This is a genomic window from Streptomyces sp. NPDC043427 (genome assembly GCF_056436655.1).
The window spans coordinates 144,117-162,839 of the sequence record NZ_JBWKCC010000011.1 but is presented as its reverse complement, the minus strand read 5'-3'; the positions used below and the strand labels follow the sequence as shown (position 1 = coordinate 162,839).

Genomic DNA, 18,723 nt, shown 5'->3' with positions numbered 1-18,723 from the left:
CGTGCGTGACGGCACTTGACCCACTGCGGGGCGTGAAGCCTTGGCCAGAAGGTCGGGGGCGGCTCAGTCCGTCGAGAGCCGGAACGCCATGTGCCCGAAGGAGACCTGGTCGCCCTCCCGGACGACGGCCGCGCCGATCACCCGGCGTCCGTTGACGGTCGTGCCGTTGGTCGAGCCGAGGTCGCGCAGGACCCACATGCCGCCCTGACGACTGAGTTCGGCGTGCACGCGCGAGACCGTCTCGTGGTTCAGGCGCAATCCGCTCGCGGGGTCGCGGCCGATGCGCAGCGGATGCCCGTGGCCGGGGTGGGGCAGCAGCAGTTTGGGCAGCCGCTCGGCCTGCCAGGCCCGGCGCAGCCGCACGGTGAACCCGGAGACCGCCTCGACGGTGCCGAACACCAGGCGCGCGAGGCGGTTCTCCTGAGGGAGGTCGGCGGTGAGCGCCACGAGTTCGTCGGAGCGGCGGGCCGAGAGGGCCAGCTCCATGCGCCGGATGAACGTGTCGTGCGACAGGCGGCCCATGGCGACGCCGTCACGCAGCACCTTCAGCGCCTTGTCGCGCTCCGCGTCGGACAGCCGCGCGGGGTACGTGTTGAACTCGAAGGACGACGTCACGTTGCTGATTGTCGGTCAGTAAACCTTGGGTGTCCAGAAAACGGAGAAACGTCGGCCACACGCGCGTGGCCGACGTGACCCGCCGGTAAAGGGGTGATTCGAAAGCGGTTTGATCTCGTTTGAAGGACGATGGACGGGCTACATCACGGTGAGCAGACGAAGGGGAACCGTCCGTGCAGTTCGAGGTGTGGGCACCGCAGGCCGATCGTGTGACGCTCCAGTGCGACGGCGCCACGCGCGCGTTGGAGCGCGATCCGGAGCGGGCGGGATGGTGGACCGGTGAGGCCGAGGCGCGGGACGGCTCGCGGTACGGCTTCGCGGTGGACGACGGCCCCGTACGGCCGGACCCGCGCTCGCGCCGGCAGCCGGACGGGCCGGACGGGCTGAGCGCGGTCGTCGACCAGGGGCGGCACGCGTGGCAGACCCGGTGGGCGGGGCGGCCGCTGCAGGGCGCGGTCCTGTACGAGCTGCACGTGGGCACCTACACGCCCGAGGGCACCCTGGACGCGGCCGCCGAGCGGCTCGGCCATCTGGTCGAACTGGGCGTGACGCACGTCGAGTTGATGCCCCTGTGCCCGTTCCCGGGACGGCACGGCTGGGGGTACGAGGGCGTCTCGCTGTGGGCGGTCCACGAGCCGTACGGCGGACCCGAGGCGCTGAAGCGCTTCGTGGACCGGGCGCACGGACTCGGCCTGGGCGTGGTCCTCGACGTGGTGCACAACCACCTGGGCCCGTCCGGCAACTACCTGCCCGCCTTCGGGCCGTACTTCACCGACCGGCACCAGACCCCGTGGGGCTCCGCCGTGAACCTCGACGCGCCCGGCTCGGACGAGGTGCGCGCCTTTCTGGTCGGCAGCGCGCTGGCGTGGCTGCGCGACTACCGGATCGACGGGCTGCGGCTGGACGCGGTGCACGCGCTGAAGGACACGCGCGCGTGCCACTTCCTGGAGGAGCTGTCGAGCGCCGTGGACGCCCTGGCCGCCGAGGTGGACCGACCGCTGTTCCTGATCGCCGAGTCCGACCTCAACGACCCGCGTCTCGTCACCCCGCGCGAGGAGGGCGGCCTCGGCCTGCAGGCACAGTGGAACGACGACTTCCACCACGCCCTGCACACCGCGCTCACCGGTGAGGCCCAGGGCTACTACGCCGACTTCGCGCGCTCTCCTCTCGCCGCGCTCGCCAAGACGCTCACGGGCGGCTACTTCCACGACGGCACGTACTCCAGCTTCCGGGGCCGGGCCCACGGACGTCCCCTGGACCGTTCGCGCGTGGCGGGGCACCGGCTGCTCGGCTACAGCCAGACCCACGACCAGGTCGGCAACCGCGCGCAGGGCGACCGTCTCTCGGCGACGCTCTCGCCGGGGCTGCTGGCCTGTGCGGCGACACTGACGCTGACCGCGCCGTTCACGCCGATGCTGTTCATGGGCGAGGAGTGGGCGGCGGGCACACCCTGGCAGTTCTTCACCGACCACACCGATCCGGAGCTCGCGGAGGCGGTACGCCGGGGCAGGCGGCGGGAGTTCGCCGAGCACGGCTGGGCCGAGGAGGACGTACCGGACCCGCAGGACCCGGCGACCCGCGACCGGTCCTGCCTGGACTGGTCCGAACCGGAGCGCGAGCCCCACGCGCGCGTGCTCGACTGGTACCGCCGGCTGATCGCCCTGCGGCACGCGCAGGCGGACCTCACCGATCCCGACCTCGCCGACACCAAGGTGGCCTACGACGCGGCCGCCCGCTGGTTCGGCTTCCGGCGCGGTGACGTACGCGTGGCCGTGAACCTCGGCAAGGAGGCGGCGGAGATCCCCCTGGGGACGCGCCCGATCGAGGTCCTGGCCGCGTGGGAGCCGGTGGAGGCGCCGGGGGCGGACGGCGTGCTCCGGCTGCCCGGGGAGTCGTGTGTGGTGCTGATCCAGGAGTGACGTACGCCCGCCGGACGTCCGCCCCTCAGAGGCGCGCTCTCGCCGCCTAGGGTCTTTCGTTTGGATCATGCCGGGCTCGCGGGCCCCGGCACCGCGCCTCGCCGCGTTGTCGTCGGTCGGCAGGGCTCCGCCCTGCCGCCCTCCTCCGCCTTGCGACGCACGGCACCGGACCCCGCTCCCTGATCCGGCCTGATCCAAACGAGAGGCCCTAGAACTCGTCGCCCGTGTCGTCCTCGCGGAACTCGCTCACCCGTTCCAGCAGGATCGCCTCCCAGGCGCGCCGCAGCTGGGTCCGCAGCAGTGGCAGCGAACCGGTCTCGCGGCCGGCGACACGGGCGGCGAGGTGGATCAGGGTGTCGCAGCGGGCGAGCCACAGACCGCGCAGGCAGGGACGGGCCCCGTACCCGGCGAGGGTGGCGGCGCGGACGGCCGCGCCGGACCCGACGGCGAGGACGAGCCCGGCGATGTCCTCGGCCGGGTCGCCGAGGACGGCGTCGGTCCAGTCGAGGACGCCGCGCACGCGGCCGTCGGCGCTGACCACGAGGTGCTCGCCCCTGAGCGCGTGATGGACGAGGACGGCGCCGGCCGGCTGGGCGGCGAGCTGGGCCGCGCCGGGCGGGGTCAGCTGGGTCAGGCGCGCGGCGTCGAACTCGTCGGCCGCCGCGAGGGCCTTGGCCGCGGACACGGCCATCCGGCGCAACGCCTCCAGAGAGCGCGGGGCGGCCCGGGGGACGCCGAGCGCCTCGGCCTGGCGGGCCGGCACCTCGCGCAGCCCTGTGAGCAGCCCGGCCAGATCGGCCTCGCCGACCGCGGACACGTCGTACTGCTCCGCCGTGCCGCCGACCACCTTGGTGTCCAGCGTGTAGGTCAGACCGGGCGCCCATTCCCCGTGCGCCACGCTGGTCGGCACCGCGACCGGGACGTGCGGGCGCACGACGTCACGCAGGCGCAGTTCGCGGCGCTGGCGCGCGGCGGCGTCGCGGTCGGGGGCGAGTCGCACGACATGGCGGGTGCCGACCCACCACGTGGAGTGCTCGGCGCCCTCAGCGACGGGCCGGACCTCGGGTCCGGCGGCGCCCACGCCACCGTTGCCGTTGCCGTTGCCGTTGCCGTTGCGGATCCCCGTGCCGGCCTTCGCCTGCCGGCCCTCGTCGGAGCCCTCCTCGGTGTCGCCCTTGGTGTCCTTGAGCAGGGAACGGACCAGTCGGTGGACGGTGTCCGCGGTGGGTGTCGGTGCCTGGGTCATGGTCGCGCCGTAGTCGCTCGGGGGTGTGTGGGGGCTCCTGGGTCGCTCAGTCCACTATGACCATCTCGCGGGTGGTGTCGTTGAGACGGCGGCCGCCGTCCTCGGTCACGGTGACGATGTCCTCGATGCGTACGCCGAAGCGCCCGGGCAGATAGACACCGGGCTCCACGGAGAAGCACATCCCGGGCACGAGGGGCTGCTCCTCACCCTCGATCATGTACGGCGGTTCGTGCGTGGTGACGCCGATGCCGTGCCCGGTGCGGTGGATGAAGTACGCGCCGTACCCCGCGTCGGCGATGACCGCGCGGGCGGCCCGGTCGACCTCCTGGCAGGCTACGCCGGGCCGCACCGCGCAAAAGCCCGCCTCCTGGGCCTCGCGCACGATGTCGTGGACCCGGCGCTCCTCGTCGGTCGGTTCGCCGACGTGGACCGTGCGGGAGGTGTCGGAGCCGTAGCCGTCCCGGAGGCCGCCGAAGTCGAGGACGACCATGTCGCCGCGCTCGATCACGCGGTCGCCGACCTCGTGGTGCGGGTTGGCGCCGTTCGGGCCCGAGGCGACGATCGTGAAGTCGACCTGCTCATGTCCGTGTGCCCGCAGCAGGCGGCTGAGGTCCGCCGCCACCTCCGACTCCCTTCGCCCCGCGAAGGGGACGTCACGGATCTCCTCGAACGTCGCGTCGGCGGCGGCGCCGGCGGCCGCCATCAACTCCAGCTCCGCCGTGTCCTTGACGGCGCGCAGCATGGGCAGGGCGTCGGTGAGGGAGGCGTAGGAGGTGCCGGGCAGCGTCTTCTGCAGGCCCAGCAGGTGCATCGCCCAGGTGTTGTCGCTGATGGCGAAGCCGGCACTGCCGTCGAGGAGGGCGGCGGTGACGGCGTAGGGGTCCTTGCCGTCGGTCCAGTCGCGCAGGGTGAGAGCCGAGGCGCCGGGGGCCTGGGCGGCGTCCGGGGCCTCCAGGGTGGGGACGACCAGGACGGGGTCGTGGCCGGGGACGAGAACGAGGAGGGTGAGCCGTTCGGTGACGGCGGTGGGCGTGTAGCCGGTGAGCCACACCATGTCCGGACCCGGCGACACGAGCAGACCGGCGAGTCCGGCGTCGGCGGCCGCGCGCGCGGCGCGCTCCATGCGGGCCCGGTAGTCGTCGGCGGTGAAGGACACGGGCGTACGGCCGGTCATCCGGGCCTCCCTGAGCGGATGGGTGGGCTACGGGCAGCATCCTGCCTGGATGGAGGGGCCTGCGCGAGCCGGTTGTGCGGGGTTTCCGGAGTCCTGGCGAATGAGGGCGGAGTACTAACGGTTGCCGATTGCCATGCCATTAGTGCTAATGGTTTGATGCGATCCAAGCATTACTCGACCTGGACGTCCGAGGGACGTACAAGGAGGCCGACCACCGTGCTCGTACTCGCACACATCAGCGACCTGCATCTTGACGGCAGCCCACGGGCGACGGAGCGCGCCGAGCGGGTGCGCGACCGACTGTGGGAGCTGCCGGGGCAGGTGGACGCGCTGCTGGTCACCGGGGACATCGCGGACCACGGCACGGAGGCGGAGTACGAGGAGGCGGCCCGCATTCTGGGGCTGCGCGACGGCGACGCACCGTTCCCGGTGCTCACCTGCCCCGGCAACCACGACAGCCGCCCCCCGTACCGCAAGGCCCTGCTGGGCCTGCCCGCGGCCGACGGGCCCGTCAACACCGTGCAGGTCTTCGACGGCGGCGCGGTGCTGATGTGCGACTCCAGCATTCCCGGCAGGGACGACGGGGCCCTGGACGAGGAGACGTACGACTGGATCGAGGCGACGCTCGACGAGCTCGACGGGGCCGTTCCGGCGCTGCTGGCCTTCCACCATCCGCCGGTGGCGCTCCACCATCCGCTTCCGGACTCCTACCAGCTCGGCGGAGCGGACCGGCTTGCCGCGCTGCTGGGGCGTCGGCCGGAGATCGCCGGGCTCGTCACCGGGCACGCGCACACGCCCGCCGCCACCTCCTTCGCGGGACGGCCGCTGGTGGTCGGCCCCGGGGTGACCTGGACGCTGCGGCTGCCGTGGGAGGGCGAGCAGGTGGCGGACCGGGAGGCTCCGGTGGGTTTGGCCTTCCACGTGCTGGACGACGAGGGGCGGCTCACGAGCCACTTCCGGGTGGTGAGCGCGTGAGCGACGTCAGGTGACGACGCCGGGGACGGCCTTCAGCTGCTGGTAGCCGCCGCTGCGGTGGCGCACCGTCAGGACGAGCTCGGCTCCCGGGCGGGCCCGGGCGACCGCGCGGGCGAGGTCGGCGGCGGAGTCGATACGGGTCCTGCCGAGGGCGAGGAGTACGTCGCCCCGGACCAGCCCGGCCGAGTAGCCGGGCCCTGGCACGTGGACGCCCACGACCAGCGCACCGACTTTCTCGGCGTCCACGGCCTCCAGCCCGAGGGTCGGGCGGACGGGCGCCGGCGAGGGGGACGGCGTCGCGGAAGGCCCGGGCGCACCGGCCGACGCGGCGGAACCGGCCGACGCCCCTGGGATCACCCGCCCCGCCTGCCGCTGCAGTTCCGCGAGCTTGCTCATACCGATCACCGTGGCGCCCACGAGCCCGAGTCCGACGCCGGACAGGACCAGGACCGTCCCGACCAGCAGGCCGCACAGCAGGGTCGTCAGCCGTCCGCCTCGCCGGCGCGCGGCATGCGGGCGCCGCGTCGGACCCTCGTTCGTGCCGCCGCCCGGCTCCCCGCCCGGCATCGGCCTGGGACGCAACGCTGTCTGTTCCATGGATCGCCTCCGGCTGGTGCGGGCCGCTTCCGGCTGGTGCGGATCACCGCCGGAGGGTGCACTACCCGGCGCACCGGCGCACGACGTACCACGAACGAGTGAGACTGCCGAGGGGTCGGGGGCGGGAAGCCATAGCCGTCACAGCGTCTTCGCCGACCACGCCGTCACAGCGTCTCCGGCCAAGCTCGCCGCCGCTCCCCTCAAGCTCCCTGTGTGGACGACTTCGACACGGTGGACGACTCGGGGCTCGGTCACAGGGACGGCGACCGTGCCCGGGACTCCCCCGGCCGCCGAGGTCGGCAACAGGGTCAGGCCGTGGCCGGTGGCGGACAGGGTGGTGAGGGTGCGCAGGTCGGTGCCGTCGTAGCGCAGCGCGGGGCGGAAGCCGTGGCCGCCGTTCGCGGCGCGGAGTTGGGCCAGGGGCAGGCCCGCGTCGGGGGCGTCCAGCCAGCGGGCGTCGGCGAGGTCGCCGAGGCGCAGCGCTCGGCGGCGGGCCAGCGGATGGGTGCCGGGCAGCAGGACGCAGACCGGCTCCTCCGCCACCGCGTGCGTGGTCAGCGGTGCCACGTCCGGCAGCCGGAGCGGGTCGCTGGGCGCGGCCAGGCCGTCGACCAGGCCCAGGTCGGCCGTGCCGGTGGCGACGGCCGCCGGGATCTCGTCACGGGTCATGACGCGCAGTGTCACGCCCGCGGCGGGCAGCGCGGCGAGGACGCGGGGGCCGAGCGCGGTCGGTGTCGCCGCGAGCGTCAGCCCGTGCTCGGGGGCGTTCGCCATGCGGGCGATGTCCGCGCGGGCCGCGTCCAGGCGCAGCAGCAGCGGGCCCGCGTGTTCGAGGAGCCGTTCGCCGGCCGCCGTGGGGGCGACGGGACGGCGGGTGAGCAGCGGGGCGCCGAGGTCCTGTTCGAGGGCGGCGATGTGCTGGGACACCGCGGACTGGGTGTAGCCCAGCGCGCGGGCGGCCTCGGAGAAGGAGGCGAGGCGGGCCACGGTGACGTACGTGCGCAGGAGGTGCGGGTCCATGCGCACCAGGATCCCATCGACATCAGTTCTGCTTATCGAGGGTGCAAGAATCATCGTTGGACGTGAACGCGGGCCCGTGCCGAGGATGAGGGCATGACCGAAAGCGCCGTTCAGATCGCCAGGGTCGCCGTCGTCGGCGACCGCTCCCCCCACGTCGTCTCGCACACCCGCCTCCCCCTCCAGCTCGACGCGCTCGCCGCCCGCGAGCGGCTCGTCCTCGACGCCTACTGGATCCCGTCCGAGGACGCCGAGACCGAGGGCGCGGTACGGGGTTTCGACGCGGTGTGGGTCGTACCCGGCAGCCCGTACCGCAGTGAGGCGGGCGTGCTGGCCGCGATCCGCACGGCGCGGGAGGAGGGCATCCCCTTCCTCGGCACGTGCGGCGGGTTCCAGCACGCGCTGCTGGAGTTCGCCCGGGGCGTGTGCGGGCTGACCGGGGTGGCGCACGCCGAGAACGACCCCGACGCCGAGGACTTCCTCATAGAACCGCTCGCCTGCTCGCTGGCCGGCCACGAGGACGTCGTCCTCGTCGAACCGGGCTCGCTCGCCCACTGCGTGCTCGGCACGGAGCGCACGGTCGAGCGCTATTCCTGCCAGTACGGACCGTCCCGTCACCTCGACACCCTGCGCGCGCACGGCCTGCGCTTCTCCGGCCGGGACAGGGCCGGGCAGGTCCGGATCGCCGAACTCCCCGGCCATCCCTTCTTCCTGGCGACGCTCTTCCAGCCGGAGCTGTACGGCGACGGCTCGCGCCCGCACCCCGCCGTACGGGGGCTGGCGCGAGCCGCGGTCGAGCACGCCGCACGGCGAGCGGGGCAGCCCGTGTGACCGGGCGGCGTCAGAGGCGGGCGGGCAGCACCGGAGCGGGTGGCCGGTCCGGGGTGAAGCCGTGGGCGCGCCGGGCCAGGTGGTCCGCCTTGTAACGGTCCACCGCACGGTGCCAGTTGAGAATGCCCGCCAGCCAGTTCCGCAGGTCCGCGACATAGTTGCCCATGGCGTCGCGGGCCGCGTCCGACAGCTGCAAGTCCTCGTACAGGATGGGCAGTTCGTGGGCGATCACGTGCTCGAACTGCTGCATGCGCTGGGTCATCAGGTCGTGCACGATGTTCAGCGCGGTCGGGTAGTCGCAGCCGAAGAAGTTCTGCACGACGAGGATCGCGTTGTGGACCTCGCCCTCGTACTCGATCTCCTTCTGGTACGAGAAGACGTCGTTGACGAGGCAGGCGTAGTCGATGGCGGCGTTCTCCAGGGAGCGGACGGGACCGCTGCGGTAGACCTCCGGCGGGATGGCGGGCCCCTGGCCCATCCGGCACATGCTGAGGGTGAGGTCGGAGCCGAAGGTCGCGCGCCGCATCTCCAGGTAGTCGACGGGGTCGGGGACGCGGTGGTGGAGTTGGTTGGCCACCTCCCACACCCAGCTCTCGGTCATCACGTCGACCGCTGCCTTCAGGGTGCGCCGCTGGTCGACGGTCATCTCCGCCGTCGTACGCGCCCACAGGTCGATCAGTCCGCGCTCCATGGCGTTGACGGCGACGGGGAACTCCTCGCCGTCGACGGGCATGCAGGCGGACAGACGGGCCGTGGTCAGCCGGGCCGCGGCCAGGTCGCGGCGGGCACCGAAGACGAGCGGGTAGTAGTCGTCGCCGTAGGTGCCCCAGGCGAGCCAGTGGGAGCTGAGGTCGAGGGCCTCCTGGGTCGCGTCGGGATCAAGTCCGGCGGAGCAGAGCGGGAGGTCGGCCGCGGCGAGCTTGTCCTCGTCCCAGACGCCCTCCTCCAGGATGCCCATGCGGTGCGCCCAGTCGGTGAGGCGGTGGCGGGCGCCCTCCAGATGCGGGCTCAGCTCCACCTCGAACGGCATGTGGAAGTCGGGGAGTCGGGAGGGCCCGACCTTCTGGAAGGGGACGTGCCGGTAGGCGCGCATCCGTTCGGCGGCGGCCGAGGCGAGCAGGGCACCGACGTCGGCGGCGGAGGTGCCGGGGCCGGTCAGGCGCTGCCAGCCGGTGGTGGAGGTTGCGCCCTCGTTCATGTAGCGGCTGGAGCGCAGGTGCCATTCGTGACCGCCGGACTGCCAGTCCTGCAGGCCCTTCGTGTACGCGGCGACCGCGGCGACCTCGTGCGGCGCGAGCCCCTTCTCCAGGGCCACGGCGGGCACTTCGGTGAACGCGGTGTGCTCGAACTGGTGGAGGCGGGAGGTGAGGATGTCGTTGACGGTGTCGGCGGCCTGCTGGGTGGTGCAGCCGAAGAAGGTCTCCAGGACGAGCACGCCGTTGCTGTTCTCGCCCTCGTCCTCCACCTCGCGCTGGTAGGAGAAGAGGTCGTTGCGCAGGTGCACGGCGTCGGAGAACGTCTCCATGAGCACCCGGAGAGGCCGCGTACCGGCGACGGCCCCGGGCACTTCGGCGGTCGCGTACTCCACCAGACCCGCCGACCAGGGAGCCCCGCCCACCTTGCGCCGCATCTCGATGTACTCGACGGGGTTGGCGATCCGCCCCTCGTTGATGTTGGACAGCTCCCACAGGGACTCGTTCAACAGGTGCTCGGTCGCCACGGCGAAACGGCGGCGCCAGTCGACCGACATCGACGGCACCGTGCGCGCCCACAGGTCGGCAAGGCCCGCCTCGACCGGGTTCTGCGGCTCGGGCACCGGTGTCGACAGGTCCAGCGGCATGAACAGCGGCAGCCGGTCAAGGTGTGCCTTGCCCGCGACGCGGTCCTGGGTGCGCTTGTACATGTCGAGGAAGTGGTCGTCGAAGAAGAACACCCACACGTACCAGTCGGTGATGAGCGAGAGCGCCGGGCCGTCGCAGTCGGGGTGGGTGTACGCGCAGAGCAGCCCGTAGTCGTGCGCGTCGAGGTCGGCCTGCTCCCAGATCCCGGACCCCTCCAACATGCCCATGTCGCGCGCCCACCGCGTCGAGTGGGCACGGGCCTCGTCGACGTGCGGGTTCAGCCGCGCGGGGTGCGGCATGTAGAAGTGCGGGAGTTCGAACGGCTGCGTCATGGCCGGGCCCTACCCTGGGCCCTCGGCGGCCATCCGCGGGGCGGGACATGATCACACCATCGCGTGAATCGGCCCGGGATTCCGTGCCCTCCAGCGGAGTTGGCCGGCTGCACCACAGGCTGACACGTGAGCTACCGCCGAACCTGGATCAGCGCGTGCGTCCCGCCCGTTCGCCAGCGCTGCCCCTCGGCGGCCACCAGTGCGGCCTCGGTGGCGGGGTCGAGTCCGGTGATCACGTCGGACTTCAGGGTGCGCAGGGCGGCGACCGGGCCCGGGAAGTGCGCGGTGACGTCGGCGAAGGGAGTGGTGGGTGGCCACCGGTGGTCTCCGACCAGGCGGCGGTAGTTGAGGTCACCCTTGACGATGGTCAGCGCGGCCGCGCCGAACTCCGCGCGCAGGTCGGCGGGCAGCGCCTCGAACGGTAGCGGGGCGGCGGCGAAGGGGTGGGCGCGGACCGTGAGGCTGCCGTCGGCCAGGGCGGCCCACAGGCGCCTGCCGTACGTGGCCGCCGCGCCCGGTGCCGCCGTCAGCCGGCGCAGCGCGTCGACCAGGTCGGCGGTCGTGGCGTCGGAGACGTAGTACGGGTACGGCTTGATGTGCAGGACGGCCCGGCCCACGCGTTGCTGGTCGAGGAGATGGGCGACGAGGAGCAGGTCGGGGATGAGCTCGCGGCCCGCGTTGTCGGCGACGAGGCAGAGGGTGCCCGTGCCGGAGGCGGGAAGCAGCGACCAGAGGGTGTCGCTGTCGTCGGCGACCAGGGCGGGCGTGGGGGCCCGCGTGTCGGCGCCGCCCGCGGAGAGACGGAAGCCGAGGTCGGCGCGGTTGCCCCACAGGGAGCCGTGCAGGAGGGCGTTGGCGCGTTCGTCGGCCGGGCGGCCCTCCAGGTCGTCGAGCGCGGCCAGTTCCTCGTCCGTCTCAAAGGCGTCGAGTTCGGCGAGCTTGGAGGGCCGGAAGGGGTCGATGCCCCGCCAGGCGCCGGGGCCGAAGTAGCCGACAGCGTCGAGGAGTTGACGGTAGAAGTAGCTTTCGGACCACAGCCAGGGCACGTCGAACCAGGACCGGCCCACGTGATCCGCGAGGCCCCAGGCCCGCCATCGCTCCCCGTCGTGTGCGTCGGCGGGCAGCGGCTCGATCACACCCTTGGCGCAGTTCTCCAGCAGGGCGTCGAGGGCGCGGTGCTGTTCCGGTCCGTACGGGAAGGCGTCCCGCACTTGGCGGATGATCGCGGGGTGCCGCTCGGCCAGCACGCTGTGCGGGAAGGAGCCGGGCTCGTCGCCGAGGATCACGGGTGCGGAGGGAGTGCGGGGCATGCGCCTCACCGTACCGCCCGGCCGGCAGGCCGCCCCCGATCACCCGCCACGGCACACACCCCGCCCCGTCACTGCATCTCGTAGACCCTGATCTCCCGCTCCAGCCGCGTCGCCAGGGTCAGGTAGCGCGGGCGGCGGGTCACCGGTACCAGGCCGCGGATCAGGACGTGCCACATCTCGGCGACTCTGCGCGGCAGTCGGGTGGGGGGTTCGGTGGTGCGGCCGACGACCCGGGTGCCGACGAAGAAGCTGACGAGGGAGTGGGCGACCGCGTCGACATCGATGTCCGGGTGGAGGTCTGCCTCCTTGACCGCGCCGACGAGGCGACGCGAGATCAGGTCGAGCCACTCGTTGAACGGATGCCGCAGGGGCGCGCGCACCTCCGCTCCCCCGGTGGCGAGCCGGAGGCCGGCCCGGGTGATGGGGCCCTCGACGGACAGCCGGGCGAGGCCGAACGTCAGGCGCATCAACGCTTCGAGGGAGGAGCAGCCCCGCTCGTCGACTTCGCCCGCCAGCCGCCGGGAGGCCTGCGACTGGAGCTCCATGATGGCGTGGGCCAGGTCCTCCTTGGCCGCGAAGTGGAAGTAGAGCGCGCCCTTGGTGACATGGGCGTGCTGAACGATGTCGCTCAGGCTCGTCGACTCGTACCCATGACGGTCGAACAGGTCGGCGGCGGCCGTGAGGATCGTCGCTCGGGTCTGCTCGGCGCGTAGTTGCCTCGCCATCGGCTGGACACTCCTGGGACGTAAAGAACGGGTCATGCCGTTTGTTTCTTACCCCCCGCACACCATAACTCACTCTGCGGTGGTGGCGACCACACATTCGAAGAGCGTCGACTCGCCCTGGGTTCCCACGACTTGCACCTTCGTGCCGTTGCCGCCGCTCGCCTCGATCCAGGCGGGTTGATCCAGTTCGGCGAAGCGGTGGAAGGTCGCGTGGTAGAACACGGGCACCTCTCGGTCGGAGCTTCGCAGGTGGGCGGCCTGGCGGGCGGCCTCCATGAGCAGCATGCCCGGGACGTGGTCGAGGGGGTGATCAAAGAAAACGGGGTGTCCGGTATGGACGCGCAGCTGCCAGCGGTCGGGACGGTCGGTGGGGGCGAGGACGACGTCCCCGGGCTGGACACGGTCGACGGCGGCCGCGGGCAGTCCGGGCGGAACGGGCACGGCCGAGATCGTCTCCGGGGCGCGGCCTCCGCGCAGTCGGTGGAAGACGGCGGGCCCTACGCAGGTGAAGGCGACGTCGGCGGTCGCGACCAGGGCGCCGGCGCGCAGGACGCGTGCCGCGTAACGGGCGGACGCGGGGCGGGTGCCGCGGTAGCGGACCTGGGTGAAGTCGATCTCGACGACGAGCTCCGCCGGCCGCGGGCCGACGAACAAGTGCGCCGGGTACGTGTCGACTTGGAACTCCTGGAGCACGAACTGATGGTCCAGCGGGACGTCGTAGCCGGTGTGCATGAGGAGCGTGCCGCTCTGCCGGACCGTCTCCACGACGAGCAGTGGATCGTAGGCCGACCAGTCGGACGACACGTGTAACCCGTGGGCTCGCGGCCACTGGGCCGACACGGCGAACCGGTCGGCCCCGGTTCTGTTCCAGCCGGTCAGATAGGTTTCCGCGACCGCCGCACGGTGTACGAGTTGACGGGGGACGGTCGCCGTCATGGGTGATGCATCGGCAACCTGCCGCGGTCGAGTCATCTCGCTCCCTACGGTCCCCGAAAGGCCATGGCGGACGGTGGATCGTCCGCTCCGGTGAGCGTTAGAGTACGAGGCGACCGGTTTGTTTTCAATGGAGATCAGTCGAAGATCCTCTATGATCGGGCCGTTCCGGCACACGAAGGCGAAGACAGACTGACTCGGCGCCGCGGAGGGGCTCTTATGGCGAAACAGGAGCGCGCCATCAGGACGCGCAGGGCGATCCTGGAAGCCGCCGGCGCGGTGTTCGACGAGCACGGCTACACGTCTACGACGATCGCCATGGTGCTCGAGCGGGCCGAAGTCACCAAGGGCGCCCTGTACTTCCACTTCCCGTCGAAGGAGTCCCTCGCCCAGGCGGTGCTGGACGAGCAGGTGCCCTTCGGTGCCGTGCCACCGCAGACCTGCAAGGTGCAGGAGATCGTCGACATGACGTTCGTCGTCGGTCAGCGGCTGTTGAGCAACTCCCTGCTGCGGGGCAGTGTCCGGCTCGCGGTGGACCAGGAGACCCCGTCGAGCGTGGATCACAGCGAGCCGTTCCGGCAGTGGGCCGAGCGACTGACAGTACTGCTGGAACTGGCCCGGGAGCGGGGCGAGTTGCTGCCGACCGTGCGGCCGCGAGAGACGGTGGAGATGCTCGTCGGCGCGTTCACCGGCATCCAGTTGATGTCACGGGCGCTGACCGGCCGCGCGGACCTCGGTGAGCGGCTGTCGGTGCTGTGGTCCCACATCCTGCCGAGCATCGCCGTACCGGGTCTGCTGCAACACCTCGACAGCGCGGCCGACCGCGGCGCCCGGGTCCTGGCGACGCTCGACCCGCTGGGCGCCGAGGAGCGCGAGCCCACGCACGTGTGACGCCGGGGAACGCGAAGGCGGGCCGGCCGGCGCCCATCCGCACCGGCCGGCCCGCCCGTTCATGGCGTCACCGCTGTCGACCTCGTCGGTCTTGAGGTCAGAACGTCAGCTTCCAGCTGTTGAGCCGGCCCGTGTCCTGCGCGGCCACGTCCTGCACGCGCAGCTTCCAGGTGCCGCCTGCGACCTCGCTGGAGGCGTTCACCGAGTAGGTGGTGTTGACGTTGTCCGCGGAGTCCGAGGTGCTGGAGGACTTCAGACGGTAGGCCGTACCGTCGGGAGCGACCAGATCGATGACCAGGTCACCGCGGTACGTGTGAGTGATGTCCACGCCGACCTGGAGCGTCGAGGGCGCGTTGCCGCTGAGGCCGGTGACGGCGATGGGGGACTCGATCGCCGAGCCGTTGTCCGGGATGGAGACCGCGGTGGTGTTGGAGAAGGTGGTGCCCCCCGTGGAGCCGCCGGAGCCCCCGGTCACCGCCTGCACCGTCTTGGCCGCGTCCGCCAGACCCGCGCCGCAGCCGCCGGAGCAGGAGCCGGGCAGCGCACGGGCGTTGGCCTTGATGGCCGACTCGATCTGGGCCGGGGTCAGCGAGGCGTTCGCCGACTTCAGCAGCGCCACCAGGCCCGCGATGTGCGGGGTGGCCATGCTGGTGCCCTGGTAGTAAGCGTACGACTCGCTGGACGGCGTCTTCGTGCCGGAGTTCAACGTGGACAGGATGCCGTTCGCGGTGCCGGTGCTGGTCTGGCCGCCGGGCGCCGAGATGTCCACGAGGGAGCCGTAGTTGGAGTAGGACGCCTTCGCGCCGGAGCGGTTGGTCGCGGCGACGGAGATGACGTTGTTGCAGTTGCCCGGCGAGTGGTTCGCCACGTTGTCGCTCTCGTTGCCGGCGGCCACCACGACCGTGGTGCCGCGGTTCACGGCCGCCGTGATCGCGCTCTGGGTCGCCGAGGTGCAGGCGCCGTCGCCGCCCAGGCTCATGTTGATGACCTTGGCGACGTTGGAGTTGGCGGGAACGCCGGAGACGGTGCCGCCGGAGGCCCAGGTGATGGCGTCGATGATGTCGGAGTCGTAGCCGCCGCACTTGCCGAGCACACGGACCGGGGAGATCTTCGCGCCGTAGGCGATGCCCGCGACACCCTTGTTGTTGTTCGTGACGGCGGCGATGGTGCCGGCCACGTGGGTGCCGTGCCAGGAGGAGTTGCTCGCCGGGATACCGGAACCGCAGTCGCCCGCGTTGTACCAGTCGCCCGGGTCGGCCGGGTTGCTGTCACGGCCGTCGCCGTCCACCGAGACGGCGGTGTCGCCGATGAAGTCGTAGCCGGCGACGATGTTCGCGGCGAGGTCGGAGTGGGTGACGTAACCGGTGTCGATGACGGCGACGGTGACGCCGGTGCCGGTGGTGGTGTTCCAGGCGCCCGGCACGTTCATGCCGGCGGTGGCCTCGTACAGGTCCCACTGCTTGGCGTACTCGGTGTCGTTCGGGTCGGCCTTCGGCTTGTTGAGGCGGTCCGGTACGACGTAGGCGACCTGCGGGTCGGCCCGGTACTCGGCGACGACGTCGGCGACGTCGGCCCGGGTGACGTCCGAGCCCAGGTCGACGAGGGCGGCGCCGGTGCCGAGGCGGCGCTGGAAGTCGACGTCCTCGCCGGCCTCCTTGCCCTTGGCGGCGGCGTCGGCCTCGGCGGCCTGGTTCGACTTGGCCTCCTCGGCGCCGGACTTGTAGCCGACGATGAGGCGCTCGGCGGTGGTGCCGGGGGCGGCCTCGGTCTGCGCGGTGGGGACGGCGGAGGCGTCCCGGGGAGCGGATTCCTGGGCGACGGCGACGGAGGCGGTGCCGGTCGTCAGCAGGGCCGCGGAGAGGGCGGCGACGGATATCAGCTTCCGTCTGAGGGAGGGAGAGGTACGCAAGGGCTTTGCCTTTCGTTGCCGTACTCCGGGCAGCGCGGAGTTGGCGCGGTTCGAATCGCTTCGTCGTCGAAGCGGAGGGGGTGCGTCGAAAAGCGGAGCAACGGCCGGCCAGGCGCGTGTGCCGACCGGACGAGGGGTTACCTGTGGGTCAGCTGTGCTGGAACGATAGGCAAAGCGGAGGTCATAGGGATACAGGGGAAACCCTCGATCCGGCCGGAAACCCACCCTCAACATCGGCCGGTTGACAGCGAATGTCCCCTTTGCCCGCGCGACCGGTGCGGGGTGACCGCGTGGTGAACGCGGCGGGGCGTACTGAACGCGCCGGGCCCGTCGGCCGTACTCCAGGGGAGCAGACCGTTCCTATGCCGGCCGAGGAGACGTTCCGGATGCCCCGGATGACCGCACACCGCACCGCTGTCCTGACGGCCGTCGCCGCGAGCCCGCTTCTGCTCGCGGTGTGGGCGGCCGGGCCCGCCCAGGCGCACGGCGCCCCCACGGATCCGGTCAGCCGGGTGGTGGCCTGTTCGCCGGACGGGGGCGCGCAGAAGGGCACGGCGGCCTGCAAGGCGGCCGTCGCCGCCAACGGCGCACCGTTCACCGCCTGGGACAACCTGCGCGTCGCGAACGTGAACGGCCGGGACCGGCAGACGATCCCCGACGGGGAGCTGTGCAGCGGCGGCCTGCCCGCCTACAAGGGCCTCGACCTCGCCCGCTCCGACTGGCCGTCGACACGGCTCACGCCCGGCTCCACGCTGAGCATGAAGTACGTCTCGACGATCCCGCACACCGGCACCTTCAGGCTCTACCTGACGAAACCCGGCTACGACCCGACGAAGCCGCTGACTTGGTCCGACCTGCCGCAGCAGCCGTTCGCCGAGGTGACGGACCCCGCGTTGACGGGCGGCGCGTACCGCCTGAGCGCGAAACTGCCGGCCGACCGGACGGGACGGCACGTCCTCTACACGGTCTGGCAGAACAGCAGTACGCCGGACACGTACTACTCGTGCTCCGACGTGGTGTTCCCGGAGGCGAAGGCATCGGCCGCGCCTCCCGCGGCGAAGACCCCGGCCGCGAGCAAGCCGCCGGCGTCCGCCAAGGCCAGCTCGCCGACGCCGACGCCGACACCGCCGCCCTCCGCGCCGGCCCCGGCGGGCACCGCCGCGCAGGCCCGCAGCTCCGCACCGGACAGCGCGCCGGTGGCCTCCACCACCGACGCCGGGTCCGGTCCGTCGGCCCCGATGCTGGCGGGCGGCGCCACAGCGGTGTTGGTGCTCACCGGCGGCGCCGCCCTGGTCCTGCGCCTGCGTCGGCGCTGAGCTCTCCTCCCAGCAAGGTCAGTTGACGGTGACCGGCGTGGTTCCGTCGGTCACCGGGGCGTACTTGGCGGTGAAGTAGCCCTTGGCGAAGCACAGGGACGAGCCGGACACCTTCGTGAACTCCTGCGCGGTGAAGGTGATGCTGTTGTCGGCGTTGCCGGCCGCGCCGGTCAGGCTGGGCGCCTGGTAGACGCAGTTGATGCTGCCCAGCAGGGTGCGCAGCACGACCGTGGTCTGGATGGTGGAGCCGGCCGCCGGGGTCACCGAGACGGTGCCGTCGGAGGACACGCTCGTCGTGTAGTTCAGGTTGTTGACCGTGATGCCGGTGACGCCGAGCACGCCGAGCACGTTCGCGGAACAGTTGGAGAAGGTGTGCCCGGTGAGCGACTCGGTGGCCGTGCCGGGCGCGGTCGGGTTGCCGGTGACGGTCGCGGTGAACTGCGAGGACGAGCAGGAGACGCCGCTGGTGCCGGTGGCGCTGGAGTAGAGCGTGGCGGCGGTGCCGCCGGCCAGCGACGCGGTGAGGACGTCACCGACGGCCACGGCGTTGCCGCCCGCGGTCAGCACCGGGGTGTCGGCCGCGGAGGCGGGGGCGACGGCGGGCAGCGAGAGGGCGGCGACGGTGCCGACGAGGGTGAGGAGAGAACGCGTACGCATGCGGGGTGCCTCATTTCTGGGGAGTGGGGGGCTGAACTCGTGGGGGTGGGGGGTGGACTTGGGCGTGGGGGGTGGCCGTGCGGGGGTGGGGGTGGTCGTGCGCGTGGGGGGCCTTCGGGGTGGGGGGCGCGGTTGGTCCCGAAGGAGCTGGCGGGGACGGCGCGGCTCGGTGTCCGCCGCTGCCGGTCCGTGACGCCTTCTCCGTACGTGACGGACCGGCAGCGACGGCGGCCGGTGACCGGCCGGAGGCGCTGGGGGTGGCCTCCGGCCGGGCCGGGCAGGAGGGGCGACCGGACACGGTTCCCAGGATGGGAAGGGCGGCCGTGCCGGTGCCGGGAGGTGCTGATCAGGCGGACTCGGGGGCAGAACGTGCCCGTGAGGAAGGTAAGTCCGGGAAGTGCGCGCCAGTTGGCCGGCGCGCCGCGGATCCGGCGC

Annotated in this window: 16 protein-coding genes; 5 read left to right on the top strand and 11 right to left on the bottom strand. The window is 72.2% G+C overall.

What is annotated here, in order from left to right; genetic code table 11:
- Nucleotides 1-63: 63 nt before the first annotated feature.
- Nucleotides 64-615, bottom strand: a complete 552-nt coding sequence (locus AC067M_RS20125; protein WP_478698348.1) for an FHA domain-containing protein — start codon at nucleotides 613-615, stop codon at nucleotides 64-66.
- 173 nt (nucleotides 616-788) lie between these two features.
- On the opposite strand from AC067M_RS20125, the gene treZ reads away from it, so the two are divergent.
- Entirely contained in the window at nucleotides 789-2,534 is a 1,746-nt protein-coding gene (gene treZ / locus AC067M_RS20120) for a malto-oligosyltrehalose trehalohydrolase (protein ID WP_478698347.1), read from the top strand.
- A 208-nt stretch (nucleotides 2,535-2,742) separates the two neighbouring features.
- Here the strand turns inward: treZ and AC067M_RS20115 are convergent, their stop codons facing one another.
- On the bottom strand, nucleotides 2,743-3,780 hold the full coding sequence (locus AC067M_RS20115) for an aminoglycoside phosphotransferase family protein (protein WP_478698346.1): 1,038 nt from the start codon (nucleotides 3,778-3,780) through the stop codon (nucleotides 2,743-2,745).
- A 46-nt stretch (nucleotides 3,781-3,826) separates the two neighbouring features.
- Nucleotides 3,827-4,954, bottom strand: a complete 1,128-nt coding sequence (locus tag AC067M_RS20110) for an aminopeptidase P family protein (protein ID WP_478698345.1) — start codon at nucleotides 4,952-4,954, stop codon at nucleotides 3,827-3,829.
- A 216-nt stretch (nucleotides 4,955-5,170) separates the two neighbouring features.
- Between AC067M_RS20110 and AC067M_RS20105 the strand changes: the two genes are divergently transcribed.
- Nucleotides 5,171-5,929 (top strand): phosphodiesterase, encoded by a 759-nt coding sequence (locus tag AC067M_RS20105; protein WP_478698344.1) that lies wholly within the window; start codon nucleotides 5,171-5,173, stop codon nucleotides 5,927-5,929.
- A 6-nt stretch (nucleotides 5,930-5,935) separates the two neighbouring features.
- Here AC067M_RS20105 and AC067M_RS20100 read toward each other — a convergent pair whose 3' ends face one another.
- Both AC067M_RS20100 and AC067M_RS20095 read right to left on the bottom strand, forming a co-directional pair.
- Nucleotides 5,936-6,526, bottom strand: a complete 591-nt coding sequence (locus AC067M_RS20100; RefSeq protein WP_478698343.1) for a PDZ domain-containing protein — start codon at nucleotides 6,524-6,526, stop codon at nucleotides 5,936-5,938.
- Between the two features lie 138 nt (nucleotides 6,527-6,664).
- Nucleotides 6,665-7,546, bottom strand: coding sequence for a LysR family transcriptional regulator (locus AC067M_RS20095; protein WP_478698342.1), 882 nt, complete (start codon nucleotides 7,544-7,546; stop codon nucleotides 6,665-6,667).
- A 93-nt stretch (nucleotides 7,547-7,639) separates the two neighbouring features.
- Between AC067M_RS20095 and AC067M_RS20090 the strand changes: the two genes are divergently transcribed.
- Nucleotides 7,640-8,374 carry a CTP synthase C-terminal region-related (seleno)protein gene (locus AC067M_RS20090; RefSeq protein WP_478698341.1) on the top strand — a complete coding sequence of 245 codons (735 nt, stop codon included), beginning with the start codon at nucleotides 7,640-7,642 and terminating at the stop codon, nucleotides 8,372-8,374.
- 10 nt (nucleotides 8,375-8,384) lie between these two features.
- On the opposite strand, the gene cyc2 is transcribed toward AC067M_RS20090, so the two are convergent.
- From cyc2 to AC067M_RS20070, 4 genes are all read right to left on the bottom strand, one after another.
- Nucleotides 8,385-10,547 (bottom strand): germacradienol/geosmin synthase Cyc2, encoded by a 2,163-nt coding sequence (cyc2, locus tag AC067M_RS20085; RefSeq protein WP_478698340.1) that lies wholly within the window; start codon nucleotides 10,545-10,547, stop codon nucleotides 8,385-8,387.
- A 131-nt stretch (nucleotides 10,548-10,678) separates the two neighbouring features.
- Entirely contained in the window at nucleotides 10,679-11,857 is a 1,179-nt protein-coding gene (locus AC067M_RS20080; protein WP_478698339.1) for a damage-control phosphatase ARMT1 family protein, read from the bottom strand.
- Nucleotides 11,858-11,925: 68 nt separating this feature from the next.
- Entirely contained in the window at nucleotides 11,926-12,582 is a 657-nt protein-coding gene (locus AC067M_RS20075) for a ScbR family autoregulator-binding transcription factor (protein ID WP_393623917.1), read from the bottom strand.
- Nucleotides 12,583-12,651: 69 nt separating this feature from the next.
- Nucleotides 12,652-13,518, bottom strand: a complete 867-nt coding sequence (locus tag AC067M_RS20070) for a ScbA/BarX family gamma-butyrolactone biosynthesis protein (protein WP_478698338.1) — start codon at nucleotides 13,516-13,518, stop codon at nucleotides 12,652-12,654.
- A gap of 216 nt (nucleotides 13,519-13,734) precedes the next feature.
- On the opposite strand from AC067M_RS20070, the gene AC067M_RS20065 reads away from it, so the two are divergent.
- The gene (locus AC067M_RS20065; RefSeq protein ID WP_478698337.1) at nucleotides 13,735-14,406 is read left to right on the top strand and encodes a ScbR family autoregulator-binding transcription factor; all 672 of its coding nucleotides are present in this window, start codon (nucleotides 13,735-13,737) and stop codon (nucleotides 14,404-14,406) included.
- A 97-nt stretch (nucleotides 14,407-14,503) separates the two neighbouring features.
- Here AC067M_RS20065 and AC067M_RS20060 read toward each other — a convergent pair whose 3' ends face one another.
- Entirely contained in the window at nucleotides 14,504-16,315 is a 1,812-nt protein-coding gene (locus tag AC067M_RS20060) for a S8 family peptidase (RefSeq protein ID WP_478698336.1), read from the bottom strand.
- Between the two features lie 386 nt (nucleotides 16,316-16,701).
- Here AC067M_RS20060 and AC067M_RS20055 point away from each other — a divergent pair, with 386 nt between their 5' ends.
- A complete protein-coding gene (locus AC067M_RS20055; RefSeq protein ID WP_478698335.1) occupies nucleotides 16,702-17,631 on the top strand; it encodes a lytic polysaccharide monooxygenase auxiliary activity family 9 protein in 930 nt (309 codons plus the stop codon).
- Between the two features lie 18 nt (nucleotides 17,632-17,649).
- On the opposite strand, the gene AC067M_RS20050 is transcribed toward AC067M_RS20055, so the two are convergent.
- The gene (locus AC067M_RS20050; protein WP_478698334.1) at nucleotides 17,650-18,288 is read right to left on the bottom strand and encodes a Tat pathway signal sequence domain protein; all 639 of its coding nucleotides are present in this window, start codon (nucleotides 18,286-18,288) and stop codon (nucleotides 17,650-17,652) included.
- Between the last annotated feature and the right edge of the window lie 435 nt (nucleotides 18,289-18,723).